At 61.1% G+C, this 16,048-nt stretch carries 14 protein-coding genes; 6 read left to right on the plus strand and 8 right to left on the minus strand.

The genetic code is table 11. From position 1 onward, the window contains the following. Nucleotides 1–1,347: a sigma-54-dependent response regulator transcription factor AlgB gene (algB, locus tag ACLH0I_RS01120; RefSeq protein ID WP_003177149.1), complete on the minus strand. Its 1,347-nt coding sequence runs from the start codon at nucleotides 1,345–1,347 to the stop codon at nucleotides 1–3. 439 nt (nucleotides 1,348–1,786) lie between these two features. Between algB and ACLH0I_RS01125 the strand changes: the two genes are divergently transcribed. The 5 genes from ACLH0I_RS01125 (at nucleotide 1,787) to ACLH0I_RS01145 (ending at nucleotide 6,249) form a co-directional block, all read left to right on the plus strand. Continuing rightward, nucleotides 1,787–2,092 (plus strand): hypothetical protein, encoded by a 306-nt coding sequence (locus tag ACLH0I_RS01125; RefSeq protein WP_250961564.1) that lies wholly within the window; start codon nucleotides 1,787–1,789, stop codon nucleotides 2,090–2,092. Nucleotides 2,093–2,172: 80 nt separating this feature from the next. Then, nucleotides 2,173–2,337: a DUF1328 domain-containing protein gene (locus ACLH0I_RS01130; protein WP_003177151.1), complete on the plus strand. Its 165-nt coding sequence runs from the start codon at nucleotides 2,173–2,175 to the stop codon at nucleotides 2,335–2,337. Nucleotides 2,338–2,339: 2 nt separating this feature from the next. After that, complete coding sequence (locus tag ACLH0I_RS01135; RefSeq protein ID WP_250961563.1) at nucleotides 2,340–2,807, plus strand: inhibitor of vertebrate lysozyme family protein; 468 nt, start codon at nucleotides 2,340–2,342, stop codon at nucleotides 2,805–2,807. Nucleotides 2,808–3,509: 702 nt separating this feature from the next. After that, nucleotides 3,510–4,841 carry a glutamate/aspartate:proton symporter GltP gene (gene gltP, locus ACLH0I_RS01140; RefSeq protein WP_411386068.1) on the plus strand — a complete coding sequence of 444 codons (1,332 nt, stop codon included), beginning with the start codon at nucleotides 3,510–3,512 and terminating at the stop codon, nucleotides 4,839–4,841. Between the two features lie 178 nt (nucleotides 4,842–5,019). Next, the gene (locus ACLH0I_RS01145; RefSeq protein ID WP_411386069.1) at nucleotides 5,020–6,249 is read left to right on the plus strand and encodes a nucleoside recognition domain-containing protein; all 1,230 of its coding nucleotides are present in this window, start codon (nucleotides 5,020–5,022) and stop codon (nucleotides 6,247–6,249) included. A 232-nt stretch (nucleotides 6,250–6,481) separates the two neighbouring features. On the opposite strand, the gene ACLH0I_RS01150 is transcribed toward ACLH0I_RS01145, so the two are convergent. The 6 genes from ACLH0I_RS01150 to ACLH0I_RS01175 form a co-directional block, all read right to left on the minus strand. Further along, nucleotides 6,482–7,489, minus strand: coding sequence for a DUF5924 family protein (locus ACLH0I_RS01150; RefSeq protein WP_186706417.1), 1,008 nt, complete (start codon nucleotides 7,487–7,489; stop codon nucleotides 6,482–6,484). A gap of 263 nt (nucleotides 7,490–7,752) precedes the next feature. Next, on the minus strand, nucleotides 7,753–9,141 hold the full coding sequence (locus ACLH0I_RS01155) for a M16 family metallopeptidase (protein ID WP_411386070.1): 1,389 nt from the start codon (nucleotides 9,139–9,141) through the stop codon (nucleotides 7,753–7,755). A 215-nt stretch (nucleotides 9,142–9,356) separates the two neighbouring features. Further along, complete coding sequence (locus ACLH0I_RS01160) at nucleotides 9,357–11,015, minus strand: Na/Pi cotransporter family protein (protein WP_186728492.1); 1,659 nt, start codon at nucleotides 11,013–11,015, stop codon at nucleotides 9,357–9,359. Between the two features lie 328 nt (nucleotides 11,016–11,343). After that, nucleotides 11,344–12,111: a TerC family protein gene (locus ACLH0I_RS01165; protein WP_186706414.1), complete on the minus strand. Its 768-nt coding sequence runs from the start codon at nucleotides 12,109–12,111 to the stop codon at nucleotides 11,344–11,346. A 77-nt stretch (nucleotides 12,112–12,188) separates the two neighbouring features. Further along, nucleotides 12,189–13,496 (minus strand): CitMHS family transporter, encoded by a 1,308-nt coding sequence (locus ACLH0I_RS01170; protein WP_411386071.1) that lies wholly within the window; start codon nucleotides 13,494–13,496, stop codon nucleotides 12,189–12,191. 431 nt (nucleotides 13,497–13,927) lie between these two features. Beyond that, on the minus strand, nucleotides 13,928–14,266 hold the full coding sequence (locus tag ACLH0I_RS01175) for a DOPA 4,5-dioxygenase family protein (protein WP_186706413.1): 339 nt from the start codon (nucleotides 14,264–14,266) through the stop codon (nucleotides 13,928–13,930). 84 nt (nucleotides 14,267–14,350) lie between these two features. Between ACLH0I_RS01175 and ACLH0I_RS01180 the strand changes: the two genes are divergently transcribed. Further along, on the plus strand, nucleotides 14,351–15,010 hold the full coding sequence (locus tag ACLH0I_RS01180; RefSeq protein ID WP_411386072.1) for an NAD(P)-dependent oxidoreductase: 660 nt from the start codon (nucleotides 14,351–14,353) through the stop codon (nucleotides 15,008–15,010). A 73-nt stretch (nucleotides 15,011–15,083) separates the two neighbouring features. On the opposite strand, the gene ACLH0I_RS01185 is transcribed toward ACLH0I_RS01180, so the two are convergent. Then, nucleotides 15,084–16,034 carry a choline sulfate utilization transcriptional regulator gene (locus ACLH0I_RS01185; protein ID WP_186728495.1) on the minus strand — a complete coding sequence of 317 codons (951 nt, stop codon included), beginning with the start codon at nucleotides 16,032–16,034 and terminating at the stop codon, nucleotides 15,084–15,086. Between the last annotated feature and the right edge of the window lie 14 nt (nucleotides 16,035–16,048).

Raw genomic sequence — 16,048 nt, forward strand, 5'->3', positions numbered from 1 at the left:
TCACAGGTTGTACTGCTTGCGTTTGCGATACAGCGTGGAAGCATCGATACCCAGGGTCTTGGCCGCCTGGTCGAGGGTGTCGGCCGTGGCCAGTACTGCACCGATGTGGGCCTTTTCCAGTTCATCGAGGCTCAAAGCGGCACCGATGCGCGGCGCATTGTTGACCGGCTGCTCGGCCATGCCCAAGTGACTGATTTCGACTTTTTCCTGTGGGCAGATGATGCTGGCCCGCTCGACCACGTTGCGCAGTTCGCGGATGTTGCCGGGCCAGCGATAGCCTAGCAGCGCTTCACGCGCCTCGTCGCTGAAGCCCCGGGCCGGGCGCGCGTACTCCTTGACGAAGCGGGCCAGGAAGCGATCAGCCAGGGTCAGGATGTCTTCGGCGCGCTCACGCAACGGCGGCAGGTGCAGGGTGATGACATTCAGGCGATACAGCAGGTCTTCGCGAAAGCGCCCGTCGCGCACCATGTCTTCGAGGTTGAGGTTGGTGGCGGCGAGAATTCGCACATCGGCGCGGCGAGTGACCGGGTCCCCTACCCGCTCATATTCCTTGTCTTGGATGAAACGCAACAACTTGGGTTGCAAAGTCAGCGGAAAATCGCCGATCTCGTCGAGAAACAGTGTGCCGCCGTCGGCCTGGTTGACCCGGCCCAAGGTACTTTCGCTGGCGCCGGTGAACGCCCCTCGGCTATGGCCAAACAACTCGCTTTCCATCAATTCGGCGGTCAGTGACGGGCAATTGATGGTGACGCAGGATTTCTTCGCGCGCTTGCTCCAGCCGTGGATCGCTCGAGCCAGCTCGCCTTTACCGGTGCCGGATTCGCCGAGGATCAGGATGTTGGCGTCGGTGCTGGCCACCTGGCGCGCGGTCTCCAGCACGACTTTCATCGCCGGACTGTGGGAGTCGAGGCCGTCCTTGGGTTTACGCACCTCGCCTTCCAAGGCTTCGAGCCTTGCCGACAGTTGGCGCACTTCCAGTTGCTTGGCGGTGGCCAGGCGCAGCTGATCCGGGCTGCAAGGCTTGACCAGGTAATCGGCGGCGCCGGCCTGGATGGCATCGACCGCGGTGTCGACGGCCGAGTGGGCGGTGACGATCACCACTCGCATCCACGGGGCCTGGATACGCATTTGTGCCAGGACATCCAAGCCGTTGTCTTCCCCCAGGCGCAGGTCGAGAAAACACAGGTCGAACACCTGGCGTTGCAGCAGTGCGTCGGCTTGGGCAGCGCTGTTGGCCGTGGCGACGGTATAGCCTTCGTCTTCCAGGCAGTAACGGAACGTACGCAGGATGGCGGACTCGTCGTCTACCAGCAGAATGCGGCCTTGGTGCTCAGTGGCGGATTCCATTTTTCCTACGCTCCTTTAATGAATGATGTTGGTTAGTGTCAGAAAAATCGGGCAAGTTGCATGGTCGATTCTGAGGGGATATTACCCACCGAGCGTGCCTCTGTGGATGTCTGACTCCTAAAAGCCTGATTTGAGTTCCTTTTTTTCTGCTTCCTACGGGTCGGACGGTTCGTATCGCTGATTCCGACGGCTGTTTCTGACAGGCCATTCCAAAACAACCTAACGCCTTTTTCCTTCCCGTCGTGCAATACGCACGACGTGCGCGCGGGCCATCGTGCAGGATGCGCTCCTCATGCTTCGCAAATATTTCATAACACGTTGATTTTAAAGGAATTTAAATCAATAAAGTTCCTGGCACGCCGGCTGCAATGTTCTGGTCAACGTGGCGTAAGAGCGCCTCAAACCAGATCACCACACCCGGGTGGGGAGGAATTTCAGGATGAATCGTCAAAGTGCCGCCCAATTTAAAAGCGCCGCCCAATTTCGACTCTCTTCTCTGCACTTCCAGCAGGGCTTGTGGGCTGCCCTGGCCCTGTTGGTCACGCTCGTGATTGGCCAGCAATGGTTGCTCTGGCAAGAGCGCCAGCAACCCGAAGCGCCGCAAGTTTCGATTCATCGCGCCCCACAAACCCACTTCAGCGCCGTCAGCAACCTCAAGGAAGCGTCCGCTGCCATGCGCATGATGGATGTCGATCAGGTTCAACCAGTGACCGACATGCCGCGTGAAGAGCGCTGGGTGTTTTAACCCGATGTACCGGTCGTCCACTGCGCCGGAACCATCACCGCCAGACCCTCACTAAATAGAAAAGCGTAAGGAGAATCACCATGTTGAGCTGGGCAATTACCTTCCTGATCATTGCCATCATCGCCGCCGTACTGGGCTTCGGTGGTATCGCAGGCACCGCCACGGGCATCGCCAAGATTCTCTTTGTCGTGTTCCTGGTGATGTTCATTGCTTCCTTCTTCTTTGGCCGTCGTGGCCGAGGCTGACCATGAGCGTTTCATTCAAAGGACTGGCCGCCGCCCTGTTGCTGGGCGGCAGTGCCATGGCAATGGCTGCCAATGACGGACAGATGCGCGTCAACCAAGTGCTGCAGGCGGACCCGCAATACCGCGAGACTTGGCAGCACGTCGTGAAAAAAGAAGAACGCTTGCCGGAATGGGTGATGAACCTCTCAGGCAAGTCGGAACAACAGATGAATGCGGTCGAGGAAGACGGCGAGAAGTATTTGGTGGGCCCGCTCTGTGAGCTTGAGGCGTCGTGTCTTAATCAGCGTCTGATCGTTGCCTTCAGTTTCGACAAGGACGAGGCCTATGCCATGTTGGTGGAAGTCCCTGCCGGACTGCCCGCCGACAAGTCCCCGACCCGTCATGCCGATTACCGTTTCCTCGGTAATCCCAATGAAGGTATGCAAGAACTGTTGATGGAACAACTCAAGAAAGATCCGAACTGGTACTGATTCTGAAAATGGGAAAAGCAGCCCTGCTTTTCCCTGCTGCACAGCCCGAGGAGGGCCGGTGCATGACCAAGGGGCCGGGATGTTCTGACGGATGAGCGTCGGAGTGACCTACGGGCACAAGGGGTGCCTGCGAAAGGGCCGGGTCAGGTAAAAGCTGCGACGCAAGTTCGCAAAGCCGCACGGCTTGGCGAACTTGCGTAGAGCTTCGTGTCGCACAATGCGTGAGCCAGAGCGATTGGGTTCTTCTGGCGTCATACGCCGGCCGCGATGCGGCATTTTGTCTCCTCCCACCAATTTATTGCCCTTTCCCCGACCGTATATCGGAGAATGCCGAGATAAATTGTCTCGTGGGCTGCGCCTCGTTGCGTCGCCATTTCATCGGTTTCCCAACCCAGGCGGAATCAGCCCAGCTACGCTGAAATGGCCGCTTCACGGCACTTATGCCTGCACAAATGGCGCATTCGAACCGCTTGCAAGGCGGGTTTCGTTTGGAAAATCTCATGCCGATTCGGCATGGGGTAGGCGTTTACGGCATTAGACGATCCCCCCTGGCATCGCAATAGTTGCGCCTTTTTTCGCCTGCCAGTAAGCCGCTCGCGCGCGCTCGGGGTGACCTTATACGGGGGCAGGGGCGTGAATGTTTTTCGTCATCGACGAGCATTCGCGCCCCTGCCCGAGTCCAACTGAAGTAAGGGTAACGATATGAAGAAGGCACGACTAAGCCTCGCCTGGCAGATCCTCATCGGTCTGGTGCTAGGGATTGCATTGGGCGCGCTGCTCAACCATTTCAGTGCCGAGAAGGCCTGGTGGATCAGCAACGTGCTGCAACCGGCGGGCGATATCTTTATCCGTCTGATCAAGATGATCGTGATCCCGATCGTGATTTCCTCGCTGATCGTCGGTATCGCCGGGGTGGGTGATGCCAAGAAGCTCGGGCGTATCGGTCTCAAGACCATCCTTTACTTCGAAATCGTCACCACCATTGCCATCGTCGTCGGCTTGCTGTTGGCCAACTTCTTCCAGCCGGGCACTGGCATCGACATGAGCACCCTGGGCACGGTGGATATTTCCAAGTACCAGGCCACGGCGGCGGAAGTCCAGCATGAACATGCGTTCATCGAGACCATCCTCAACCTGATCCCGTCGAACATCTTTGCCGCCGTCGCCCGTGGCGAAATGCTGCCGATCATTTTCTTCTCCGTCTTGTTCGGCCTGGGCCTGTCCAGCCTGCAATCGGACCTGCGCGAGCCGCTGGTGAAAATGTTCCAGGGCATATCGGAGAGCATGTTCAAAGTCACCCACATGATCATGCAATACGCCCCGATCGGTGTGTTTGCCCTGATCGCGGTGACAGTCGCCAACTTCGGCTTCGCCTCCCTGCTGCCGTTGGCGAAACTGGTGATCCTGGTTTACGTCGCCATCGCCTTCTTCGCCTTCGTGGTGCTGGGCCTGATCGCCCGCCTGTTCGGCTTCTCGGTGCTCAAGCTGATGCGCATCTTCAAGGATGAGCTGGTGCTGGCCTACTCCACCGCCAGTTCCGAAACCGTGCTGCCGCGCGTGATCGAGAAGATGGAAGCCTACGGTGCGCCGAAAGCCATCTGCAGTTTCGTGGTGCCGACCGGGTATTCCTTCAACCTCGACGGTTCGACCCTGTACCAGAGCATCGCGGCGATTTTCATCGCCCAGCTGTACGGCATCGACCTGTCCATCAGCCAGCAATTGCTGCTGGTGTTGACCCTGATGGTCACGTCCAAGGGCATCGCCGGCGTGCCGGGCGTGTCGTTCGTGGTGCTGCTGGCCACCTTGGGCAGCGTGGGCATTCCGCTGGAAGGCCTGGCCTTCATCGCCGGTGTCGACCGCATCATGGACATGGCCCGTACTGCGCTGAACGTTATTGGCAACGCCCTGGCGGTGTTGGTCATCGCGCGTTGGGAAGGCATGTACGACGATGCCAAGGGGCAGCGCTATTGGAACTCCCTGCCGCACTGGCGCAGCAAGGAGCCGTTGCCAGCGGGGGAAACTTCCAGCCGCTGAGACCGCCTTCGCGAGCAGGCTCGCTCCCACAATGACGGATGATTTTCTGTGGGAGCGAGCCTGCTCGCGAAAATCGCGGCACTTGTACATGATGCCAACCAAACCCCGGAGCAATCCGGGGTTTGTCGTTTCTGCCAGCCCCGCTATCATTCGCGGCATCTTCCGGGGGACTTAACCGATGCTCAATGGCCTGTGGCTTGGCTTCTTTATCGTGGCAGCCGTATCGGCGCTGGCGCAGTGGCTGATTGGTGGCAACGCCGGGATCTTCGCGGCCATGGTGGAAAGCATTTTCGCCATGGCCAAGCTGTCGGTGGAGGTGATGGTCCTGCTGTTCGGCACCTTGACCCTGTGGCTGGGCTTCCTGCGCATCGCCGAAAAGGCCGGGATCGTCGACTGGCTGGCCAAGGCCCTCGGCCCGCTGTTCTTGCGCTTGATGCCGGAAGTGCCTGCCGGCCATCCGGCGATCGGCCTGATCACCCTCAACTTCGCCGCCAACGGGCTGGGGCTGGACAACGCGGCCACCCCCATCGGCCTCAAGGCCATGCGCGCCCTGCAAGACCTCAACCCCAGCCCGACCATCGCCAGCAACGCACAGATTCTGTTTCTGGTGCTCAATGCCTCGTCGCTGACCCTGCTGCCGGTGACCATCTTCATGTACCGCGCCCAGCAAGGCGCGCCGGATCCGACCCTGGTGTTCCTGCCGATCCTGCTCGCCACCAGCGCCTCGACCCTGATGGGGCTGTTGTCCGTGGCGTTCATGCAACGCCTGCGCCTGTGGGACCCGGTGGTGCTGGCTTACCTGATTCCGGGTGCGCTGGTGCTGGGTGGCTTCATGGCGCTGTTGGCGACGCTCTCGGCCACGGCGCTGGCGGGGCTGTCATCGATCCTCGGCAACCTGACGCTGTTCGGCCTGATCATCTTGTTCCTGGTGGTGGGCTCACTGCGCAAGGTCAAGGTGTATGAGGCCTTTGTCGAAGGCGCGAAAGAAGGGTTCGACGTTGCCAAGAGCCTGCTGCCGTACCTGGTGGCCATGCTCTGCGCCGTCGGCGTGCTGCGGGCCTCGGGCGCGCTGGATTTCGGCCTGGACGGTATCCGCCACCTGGTGCAGTGGGCCGGCCTGGACACGCGGTTCGTCGATGCCTTGCCGACCGCCATGGTCAAGCCGTTCTCTGGCAGCGCCGCCCGGGCCATGTTGATCGAGACCATGAAGACCTCCGGCGTGGACAGCTTCCCGGCCCTGGTGGCAGCGACCATCCAGGGCAGCACCGAGACCACGTTCTACGTGCTGGCAGTGTATTTCGGTGCCGTGGGCATCCAGCGGGCGCGCCATGCCGTGGGCTGCGCGCTGCTGGCGGAATTGGCCGGGGTCGTGGCGGCGATTGGCGTTTGCTACTGGTTCTTTGGCTAAGCGGTGGGAGTGAGTTTGCTTGCGATGGCGTCGGATCAGTCAGCATTGAGGTTGGCTGACACACCGTCATCGCGAGCAAGCTCGGCTCCCACAGGACAAGTGTCCTGCCCAAAGCCATGAACACCGCCAATTCCCTGTGAAGGCAAGCAAGCTTGGCTTGCTCCTCCCAAAGCCATGAACGCCGCGAATCCCTGTGGGAGCGAGCTTGCTCGCGATAAGGTCCGAAGGACCTTCAGTCCGTCACCTCGAAACGCAGCACGCCGATCATCTGGCCGTTTTCCGTGAGCACTCGCACTTGCCATTTGCCGGTCGAATTTTCCGGGAAGTTCTGCTTATGGGTCCAGGCGCGATAGCCTTCCTTGCGCCCGCCATGGATGTCCAGGGCGATGCGGTCGACTTCTTTGCCGTTGAACTGCCAGACATGATAAATCCGCTCATCGAGCCCTCGCGGCGCATTGATGGCCGTGTAGGCGTACAGGCCGTTGCCGCGAATCTGCGCCGCGCTGACCTGCTTGAGGCTGGCGCCCGGCGTGCGGTCCTCCAGCTGGGTGCTGATGGCCACTTCGGTCATCCACAGCGTGGCCGGTGGCACCCAGGAGCGCAGCATCCACCCAGCGGCCCCAATCCCCACGGTGATGCAGAGGATCGCCAGGGCGTTGCGCACGGTGCGGATCGGGAAGATCGAGGCCAGGCTGGGAAACGACAGCAACATGGCAGTGCCCAGCGCCAGCTTGAAGCTCTGGTCGGTGGTCAGGTGCAGGATCACCGGCAATGCGGTGAGCAGGGCGGCGAACAGCGTCAGCGTGTGCAGCGCCAGGAACGCCCAGCGCCGGGGCGCCAGCCATTTGTAGTACAGCGGATCGGTGATCGAAATCAGCGCCGCGATGGTCAGCAGCCCGGTGAACAGCAGCTGGCTACTGTTCCAGGTGGTGGTGATAAAAAAGAACGGTAGGACAAAAAACAGGCTTTCCTGGTGAATCATCTGCGTGGCATAGCGCAACAGCGGCTGAGGGATTTCCCGTTTGAAAATCCGCGTGAACAGCCGGGTCATGCTGTTCTCCACCATCAGCCAGAGCCAGCTCACCAGCATCATGATGGCGATCCAGGTCGCCAGGCCCTGCTGGCGGTCCACCAGCATGAAACTGCCGACCCCGGAGATGAAACCACCGAGCGCAATGACCCCTGGATAGCGCTTCATCAATTCAAGGATGCGCTGGAGATAGACCGTCAGGTTTTGCATTCAGTGGTTTCACAGTAAGTCGTAGGAAATATCCCTGACAGAGTATCGCCAGGACGATGACAAGGCGAGGAGCGCGACGCCTACCGTGGCTATCTTTTGTGGCGAGGGAGCTTGCTCCCGCTGGCCTGCGAAGCAGGCCCCTGCATTTCCTCAGACAGACCGCATTGCCCGGGGGTGCGACTGCTGCGCAGCCGAGCGGGAGCAAGCTCCCTCGCCACGGGATTTGAGTGCTCCTGAGCGAGGGTTATCGCGAGCAAGCTCGCTCAATCAGACGTCGGTCGCGCCCTGCGACTCCATCGCCACCCAATCCCCACCAGCAGCAACCCCAGCAAACCAGCCAGCCCCCAGACAAGCTCATCATCACTGAGCAACGGCTTCTCGATGCGCAAATACCCCGGGTCCTTGAGCAGTTCGCGCAGGGCCGTGTTGGCCTGTTCCAGGCTCACCCCCTGCAGGCGGACCGCCGGGTTGGCGAAGCGGCCGTCTTCGTAGTCACCCAGGGCGCTCCAGTAGTAATCGGCCAGGGCGCTGTTGCCTTGAACCGCCCAGGACTGATGGGCGATGGCCGCGCGTTTGATGCGCACGAAACTGGCCGGGTCCAGGCCATCCTTGAGCAAGGTCTTGCGCAGTTCTTCGAGGGCTTGTTCGGCTTCGGGCAGGTCCTCGCGGGACAGGTCGGCGTTCAGGCTGAAGAAGCCGACGCCGCCGAACACTTCGCGCTCGGTCCACGGCCCGTAGGACAGGCTGCGGGCCAGGCGCAATTGACGGTAGAGCGCCCAATCCAGGTAATCCTTGAGCAGGTCGAACGTCTCGTCATGTTGCTCGTCCAGCACCGGCTCGGGGAACAGCCAATGCAGCTTGGCGCTGTCGCCGACCAGGCCACGGATCAGATTGCGCTTGGTGACCGCCTTGTAGCGGATCTGCGGCAGCGCCTCGTGGACACTGGGCTCCACCGGTTCGAGCTCGCCAAAGGCGCGTTCCAGGTAGGCCGGCAGCAGTCGGTCGAGATCGCCGACGATGATCAGCGTCATGTTGTTCGGCGCATACCAGTCCTTGCGCACTTGTTCGAGGCGGGCGAGGGTATGGCGCTGGACCTCGGGCCGTTCCGCGCAGCGCAGGCCCAACTCAACCGCCAACTGATTGCTGGCCTTGTGGCCCAGGTCTTGGCGATCGAGCCAGCGTTGCAGGTGGGTGTAGTGGCCGCCGTCTTCGCGCTCCACCACCCGCTTGGCCGCTTCCAGGGCTTTTTCATCGATGCGGGTGCGGGTCAACAGCGCCAGCAGCAGGTCCAGGACCTTGCGTTGATTGCGTGCCGGCGCCTCGATGACAAACGTGGTGTCGGCGTTGCTGGTGAACGCGTTCCACTCGCCACCCAAGGCTTGCATGCGCTCTTCCAGGCCGCCTTCGCCGCTTTCGTCGACGCCGCTGAACAGCAGGTGTTCGAGCAGGTGCGGCAGTTCCTTGTCGGCGCAACTGAAGTCGTCCAGGCCCACGCCCACCACCAGCCGGATCGCCACGTGCCCGCGCTCGGTGCCCGGCTTGAGCAGCAATTGCAGGCCGTTGGGCAGCGTATAGCCTTCGACCTGGAACCGGTCGAGGGCAACCACGGGCAATGAACCGAGCAAAAGAAAGGCGAGCAACAGACAACGCATAAAGGCTTCCTGGCGGCTGGGTGGAGGTCCATGGTGTCGGGCAGGCCGTCAACGGCGGAGTGTCGCCCGGAGTCGGCTCGCTCCCCCTATCGAATCTATGCGGTGTTCATGACAACGGGAGCAGGCGGGCCGGTGAACGGTTTCAGGCCCTAGCCATTGTTTTTGACTGACGTTTTTCACTGACATTGTTACTGACTGACCAATGCGCCAGTCGTTCACGGCGAATGGGTAATGTCGGAAATTTCATCGGCCGCCAGGGCGCCGATCTCGGACGTTTCCAGCACCACGTAGGCACTGCCGCAAAACAGCGAATTGAGGCGTCGCATGTCAGCGATCAGCTCCAGGTGCAGGGAACTGGTCTCCATGCTTTGTACGACTTTGCGTTGCAAACGGCTGACATGGGCGTGGGCCATGCGCCGCTCCTGCGCCCGAAAGCGACGTTTCTCACGCAACAACTGCCGGGCGCTTTCCCGGTCGGCGCTGAGGAATACCGACAGGCCCAATCGCAGGTTGGCGATCAAGTGGCTGTGCAGCCCCGCCAATTCCTCCAGGCCGACCTCGGAAAAGGAACGACGTTGCGAGGTTTTCTGCTGCTGGACCTTGCGCAACATGCGCTCGATGAGGTCGCTGGCCAGCTTGAGATTGATCGCCAGTTCGATGATCTCCGCCCAGCGGCGGCTGTCCTGTTCGCTGAGGTCCTCACGGGGCATTTGCGCCATGTACAACTTGATGGCACTGCACAGCGCTTCGACGTCATCGCTCATGCGCCGGACGTCCTGGGTCACCGCCGTTTGCGCTCCGCGCAGCACGTCCAGCATGGCTTCGAGCATGTTTTCGATCAGGTCGCCGATGCGCAAGGTTTCCCGGGCCGCGTTCGCCAGGGCCAGGCTCGGAGTGGCGAGGGCGGTGGCGTCCAGGTGGCGGGGCTTGGCCGTGCCGTTGGTCTCGGGCCGCTCCGGCAGCAGCCAGGCACAAAGCCTGGCCATCGGGCCGACGCTGGGCAGCAACACCAGGCACCGCACGGCGTTGTAGAGCAGGTGGAAGCCGATCACGGTTTCCTGGGGGCTGAAATCCAGGCTATCGAGCCAGCCCACCAGCGGATCGAGCACCGGAATGATCAACACCAGCCCGATCAGCTTGTACAGCAGGCTGCCAAGCGCCACCTGGCGTCCGGCGGTGTTCTGCATGCTGGTGCTGAGGAACGCCAGGATGCCGCTGCCGATGTTGGCGCCGATCACCAGGCCGATGGCCACCGGCAGGCTGATCACCGCAGCGCCGGCCAGTGTCGCGGTGAGCAGCACGGCAGCGAGGCTGGAGTAGGAGACCATCGCGAACAGCGCGCCGACCAGCGCATCGAGCAGGATGTCGCCGGTCAGTGAAGCGAAGATCACTTTCACGCCTTGGGCGTGGGTGATGGGCGCGGCGGCTTCGACGATTAACTGCAAGGCGAGGATGATCAGGCCCAGGCCGATGCTGACCCGGCCCATTTGCCCGACGCGCGTCTGTTTGCGCGAGAGGAAAAAAATCACCCCGAGGAAAATCAGCAGCGGTGACAGCCACGACAGGTCGAGGGTTAGCACCCGCGCCATCAGCGCGGTACCGACATCGGCGCCGAGCATGGTCGCCAGGGCCGGGGTCAGCGCCATCAGGCCCTGGCCGACGAACGAGGTGACGAGCATGGCCGTGGCGTTGCTGCTCTGGACCATGGCCGTGACCATGATGCCGGCGATGAACGCCAGCCAGCGCCGGGACATGTTCTGGCTGATGACGTGGCGCAGGTTCGAGCCATAGACCCGCAGGATGCCAGTACGCACGATATGCGTGCCCCAGATCAGCAGGGCCACGGCGGAGAGCAAATTGAGCAGGGTCAGCATGAGAGGCCCCCTGTTAGCGTCCCAAAGGAACAAATGGGTGATGCCACATTCTTCGTTCTTGTACTTAAGCTGTAGTTGGCGAACGGTACGGGCGCCAGCATTGCACAGCTAAAGAATTGATTGAAACAAAACTGTCATGAAAATAAATTCCTCAAACACCCCTGTGGGAGCGAGCTTGCTCGCGATGAGGCCATAACATCCAACATCTTCTTCGACTGTCAGGCCGCTATCGCGAGCAAGCTCGCTCCCACAGGTATTGCATCCGGCCGCTTTCCCGCAGGCATGAAAAAGGGGCTCCAAGAGCCCCTTTCATTCACTGCCCTCTACCTTACTGACCCGGCATGTCCTTGCGCAGTTTCACCGGATCCTGTTGCTTGCGCTTGCGTGCCATCGCGGTGCGCATCTTGATGTTGACTGCTTCCACCGCCAGGGAGAACGCCATGGCGAAGTAGACGTAGCCTTTTGGCACGTGAACGTCGAACGACTCGGCGATCAGCACGGTACCGACCACCAGCAGGAACGACAGCGCCAGCATTTTCAGCGACGGGTGCTTGTCGATGAACGTGCTGATGGTGCCCGAAGCCAGCATCATCACCAGTACGGCGACGATGATTGCCGCGACCATGACCGGCACATGGGAAACCATGCCGACCGCGGTGATGACCGAATCCAGGGAGAACACGATGTCGATGATCGCGATCTGGATGATGGTGTAGATGAAGTTGCCGCCCTTGCCCGAAGGCGCGTCGCTGCTTTCATCTTCGCCTTCCAGCGCGTGGTACATCTCCTGGGAGCTTTTCCACAGCAGGAACAGGCCGCCGAAGAACAGGATCAGGTCACGACCGGAGATGCCCTGGCCGAACACTTCGAACAAATCGGCCGTCAGGCGCATGACCCAGGTGATGGACAGCAACAACAGGATCCGCGTGATCATGGCCAGCGCCAGACCGAAAATCCGGGTGCGCGCCTGCATGTGCTTGGGCATGCGGCTGACCAGGATCGAGATCATGATGATGTTATCGATGCCCAGGACAATTTCCAGGGCGGTCAGGGTAAAGAAGGCAACCCAGATTTCCGGGTTGGTCAGCCATTCCATGTGAGTTCCTTTGAGCGAGTGTTAGGCCGCGCCGCGCCTTCGGTTACCCGAAAGGGGCGACGCAGCGGGCGTTGCTTTTATAGAGTGCTGAACAGCGGAAAAATCCCCATCAGCAAGGCGGCGAACATTATGCACAGGCAAACCAGTACTGCCCACTTCAAGGTGAAGCGTTGGTGATCGCCGAACTCGATTCCCGCCAGGGCCACCAGCAGATAAGTCGACGGAACCAGCGGACTCAGCAAATGCACGGGCTGGCCAACGATGGAGGCACGGGCCATTTCGACGGCGGTGATGCCGTAATGACTGGCGGCTTCGGCCAAAACCGGTAACACCCCGTAATAAAATGCATCGTTGGACATGAAGAACGTGAACGGCATGCTCACCAGTGCGGTGATGACCGCCAGGTAAGGACCGAGGAACTCCGGAATCACCGCCAGCAGGCTCTTGGACATGGCGTCGACCATGCCGGTGCCGGACAGGATGCCGGTGAAAATCCCTGCCGCAAAAATCAGCCCGACCACCGCCAGTACACTACCGGCGTGCGCCGCGACGCGGTCTTTCTGCTGTTGCAGGCATGGGTAGTTGACGATCATCGCGATGCTGAAGGCCACCATGAACAGCACCGGCAATGGCAACAGGCCGGCGATCAGAGTGCACATCAGGGCCAGGGTCAGCGCGCCGTTGAACCAGATCAGCTTCGGACGGCGAGCGTCCGGGAACTGGGACACGCTGATTTCGCTGTGGTCGATCTCGTCGCTCGCCAAGTGCAATTCACCCAGGCGCGCCCGCTCGCGTTTGCCATACATGTAGGCGATTGCCAGGATTGCCACGACACCGGCCAGCATGGCGGGAATCATCGGCACGAAGATGTCGGACGGGTCCACGTGCAGCGCACTGGCCGCCCGGGCGGTCGGGCCGCCCCACGGGGTCATGTTCATCACGCCGCCGGCGAGGATGATCAGGCCAGCCATAATGCGCGGGCTCATGCCGATGCGGCTGTAGAGCGGCAGCATCGCGGCCACGCAGATCATGTAAGTGGTCGCGCCGTCACCATCAAGGGAAACGACGAGCGCCAGGACGGCGGTACCGACCGAAACTTTCAACGGGTCGCCCTTGACCAGCTTGAGGATCTTGCGCACGGCCGGGTCAAACAGGCCGGAGTCGATCATCAGGGCAAAATACAGAATCGCGAACATCAGCATCACCCCGGTCGGGGCGAGCTTGGTGATGCCTTCGAGCATCATCGGGCCGATCTTCGGCGCGAAACCACCGAACAGGGCGAACAGGATCGGGATGATGATCAGGGCAATCAGCGCGGACAGGCGCTTGGTCATGATCAGGAACATGAACGTGATGACCATGGCGAAGCCAAGGAAAGTCAGCATGGGAAATACTCCAGGCGTGGCGCGGCTATGGAAGGCGAACCGGACAGGTCAGCGCAGGATGCAAAGCACGGGGCGGACGGATGGAGTGGGTGCAGCGGGACGGGTAGCAGCGGACATCAGAATCACCATTGTTGTTGTTAAAAAGGCCGAACGAGCATCAGAAAGACTCGTTGTAGGCCACCGGTCTGTTGCCGGTAGGTGAGGCGATCCTAATCGCGCAAGCTTTCAGCAGCCTTTCGCCGCTGCAATGGTTGATGACTGGCCAAGCGAGCTGTGTTGCGGTGTTGTTTTGTGCTGCTGTGCTGCTGTGCTGCTGTGCTGCTGTGCTTTTGTGGCGAGGGAGCTTGCTCCCGCTGGGCTGCGCAGCGGCCCCAGGATTTTGCGGCCGCTGCGCAACCGAGCGGGAGCAAGCTCCCTCGCCACAAAAGCAGTCAGGTTTTTGCTTTAAAGGCTGAAAGATTCAACGGCCGCACCGCCCCCATCCAGATCGCATGGTCGGTGTGATCGGCCAGGTCATCGCCGGTCTCCGGGTGCAGGAAAATCACCAGCCCCTTGCGATTCAGGGCCAGCCACGGCAGGACCACGCCGATGTACTGCGGATCGAAGGCCAGCTGACAACTCCAGTCCGGGTGGGGGCCGACCGGGCGTTGATGGACGCGGCCCATTTTCAGCGGGAACAACTGCGCCGCTTCCTCACACAGCGCCCGCGCCTGGTCGAGGGTGTTGGCATCGAAATACACGTGGGCGTGGTAGCCCTTGATCCGCTGCATCTGTTTCTCCTTGAAAAGAGGCCGAACCCTCGCCGTTTGCCGCGGGTCAGAGCCTTTACAGGCGGGACAACGAGGAAAACAGCCATGAAAAACGCCGAAACCCCGGTCATCAAAGTGGTGCTCTATGGTGCCATGAGCAGCCTCGGCAGTGCGTTGATGGCTGAACTGCTACGGCGCCAGCATGAGGTCATCGCCATTCTCGACGACCTCACCGCCCTGGCCCCACGCCCGGGCCTGCGGACCAAGACCGGCGATCTGTTCGACCCGGAGCGGGTCAAGCAAAGTGTCGCCGGCGCCAGCGCCGTGGTGTGCCTGTTGAACGCGCCAGGGTTGCCGATGAACAGCGAACAGGTGGAGCGCACCTTGATTCCCGGCCCGGTGGAGCAGGTCTTGGCGGTGGATGCCCTGATCGCCGGCATGCAGGCGGTGAACATGACACGGCTGTTCCTGGTGGGCGATTTTGCGATGCTGGACGAAGAACAGGCCGACGATGATTTGCAGCGCCATGCCGCCGAAGAGATGCTCGACGCCCTGAAGAGCAGTGCCTTGCAGTGGACCTTGATCAACGCGCCCTACGCCGCGCCTGGCCTGGGCATCGAACATTTCAGCCAGGTCAGTACCAGCCTGGAACCCGGTCTGGCCGAAACCTTGGAGCGGCTCAACCGCGTGGCGGTCGGCATCGCCGACGAGCTGCGCCTGAACCTGCACGTGGGCGAGCACGTCAGCTTCGTGCCCGCCAATTAGCGATGGACATCCCGTGGCGAGGGAGCTTGCTCCCGCTGGGCTGCGAAGCAGCCCTAAAACGACGGCCACGTACTCAAACAGCAATCGACGGCAACGGCAATCCCGTGAGCGATTCGGCGCTGTTGGCCTGTTCTTCCATCAGCCAATCGACGAATTGCCGGATCAACACACCGCGCCGTTTACGCTGGGGCAAGACCACGTAATACCCCAGCCGCGACAGCACCGTTTCCGCGATCGGACGACACAACAGGCCCTGGGCCAATAAGTTATCCACAAGGTGCCGCCAGCCAATCGCGACGCCTTGGCCGCCAATCGCTGCCTGGATAAGCAACGTGTAGTTGTCGAAGCGCAACTGCCCGGGCGCCGGTGGCGAGGTGATGCCCAATTCGCGGAATACACCACTCCAGTCAAACCAGCTGTTGCTGTTGCTCGCGCGCAAATGCAGCAACGGAAATTCCGCCAAGGCCTGGGCGGGCAAGGGCAGGGGACGTTCCTTGAGCAGCAGCGGGCTGCACACCGGGAAAACTTCTTCGCTGAATAGCCAGCGACTTTCACCTTGTTTGAAGCGACCGTCGCCGAATAGCACGGCAACGTCGATATCGGTGCGGAGCATGTTGTGGTTGCGTTCACTGGTCACCAGGCTCACGTCGACCTGCGGGTTGGCGGCGTGAAAGCGATGCAGGCGCGGCATCAGCCAATAGGCGGCGAAGGCGAAGTCCGTGGCGACTTGCAGCACCTCATGCTGGTGTTGGGCGGTGATGGCGCTGAGCCCGGCATCGATGCTCTGCAAACCGGCCTGCACCTGCTCGAACAGGATCGTCCCGGCCTCGGTCAGTTCGATGCCACGATAGATGCGATCGAACAACCGCGTACCCAGCTGCTCCTCCAGACGCTTGATCTGCTGGCTGATGGCCGGTTGCGTGGTGCCCAGCTCAATCGCCGCCGCGGTAAAGCTCTGTTGGCGGGCCGCGGCTTCAAAGGCTCGGAACAGTTCCAGGGATAGGTTACCCAAGGCGTCATACATAAGCTGTGCTTATC

The organism is Pseudomonas sp. MPB03, from assembly GCF_046605385.1.
GTDB lineage: Bacteria > Pseudomonadota > Gammaproteobacteria > Pseudomonadales > Pseudomonadaceae > Aquipseudomonas > Aquipseudomonas zanjanensis.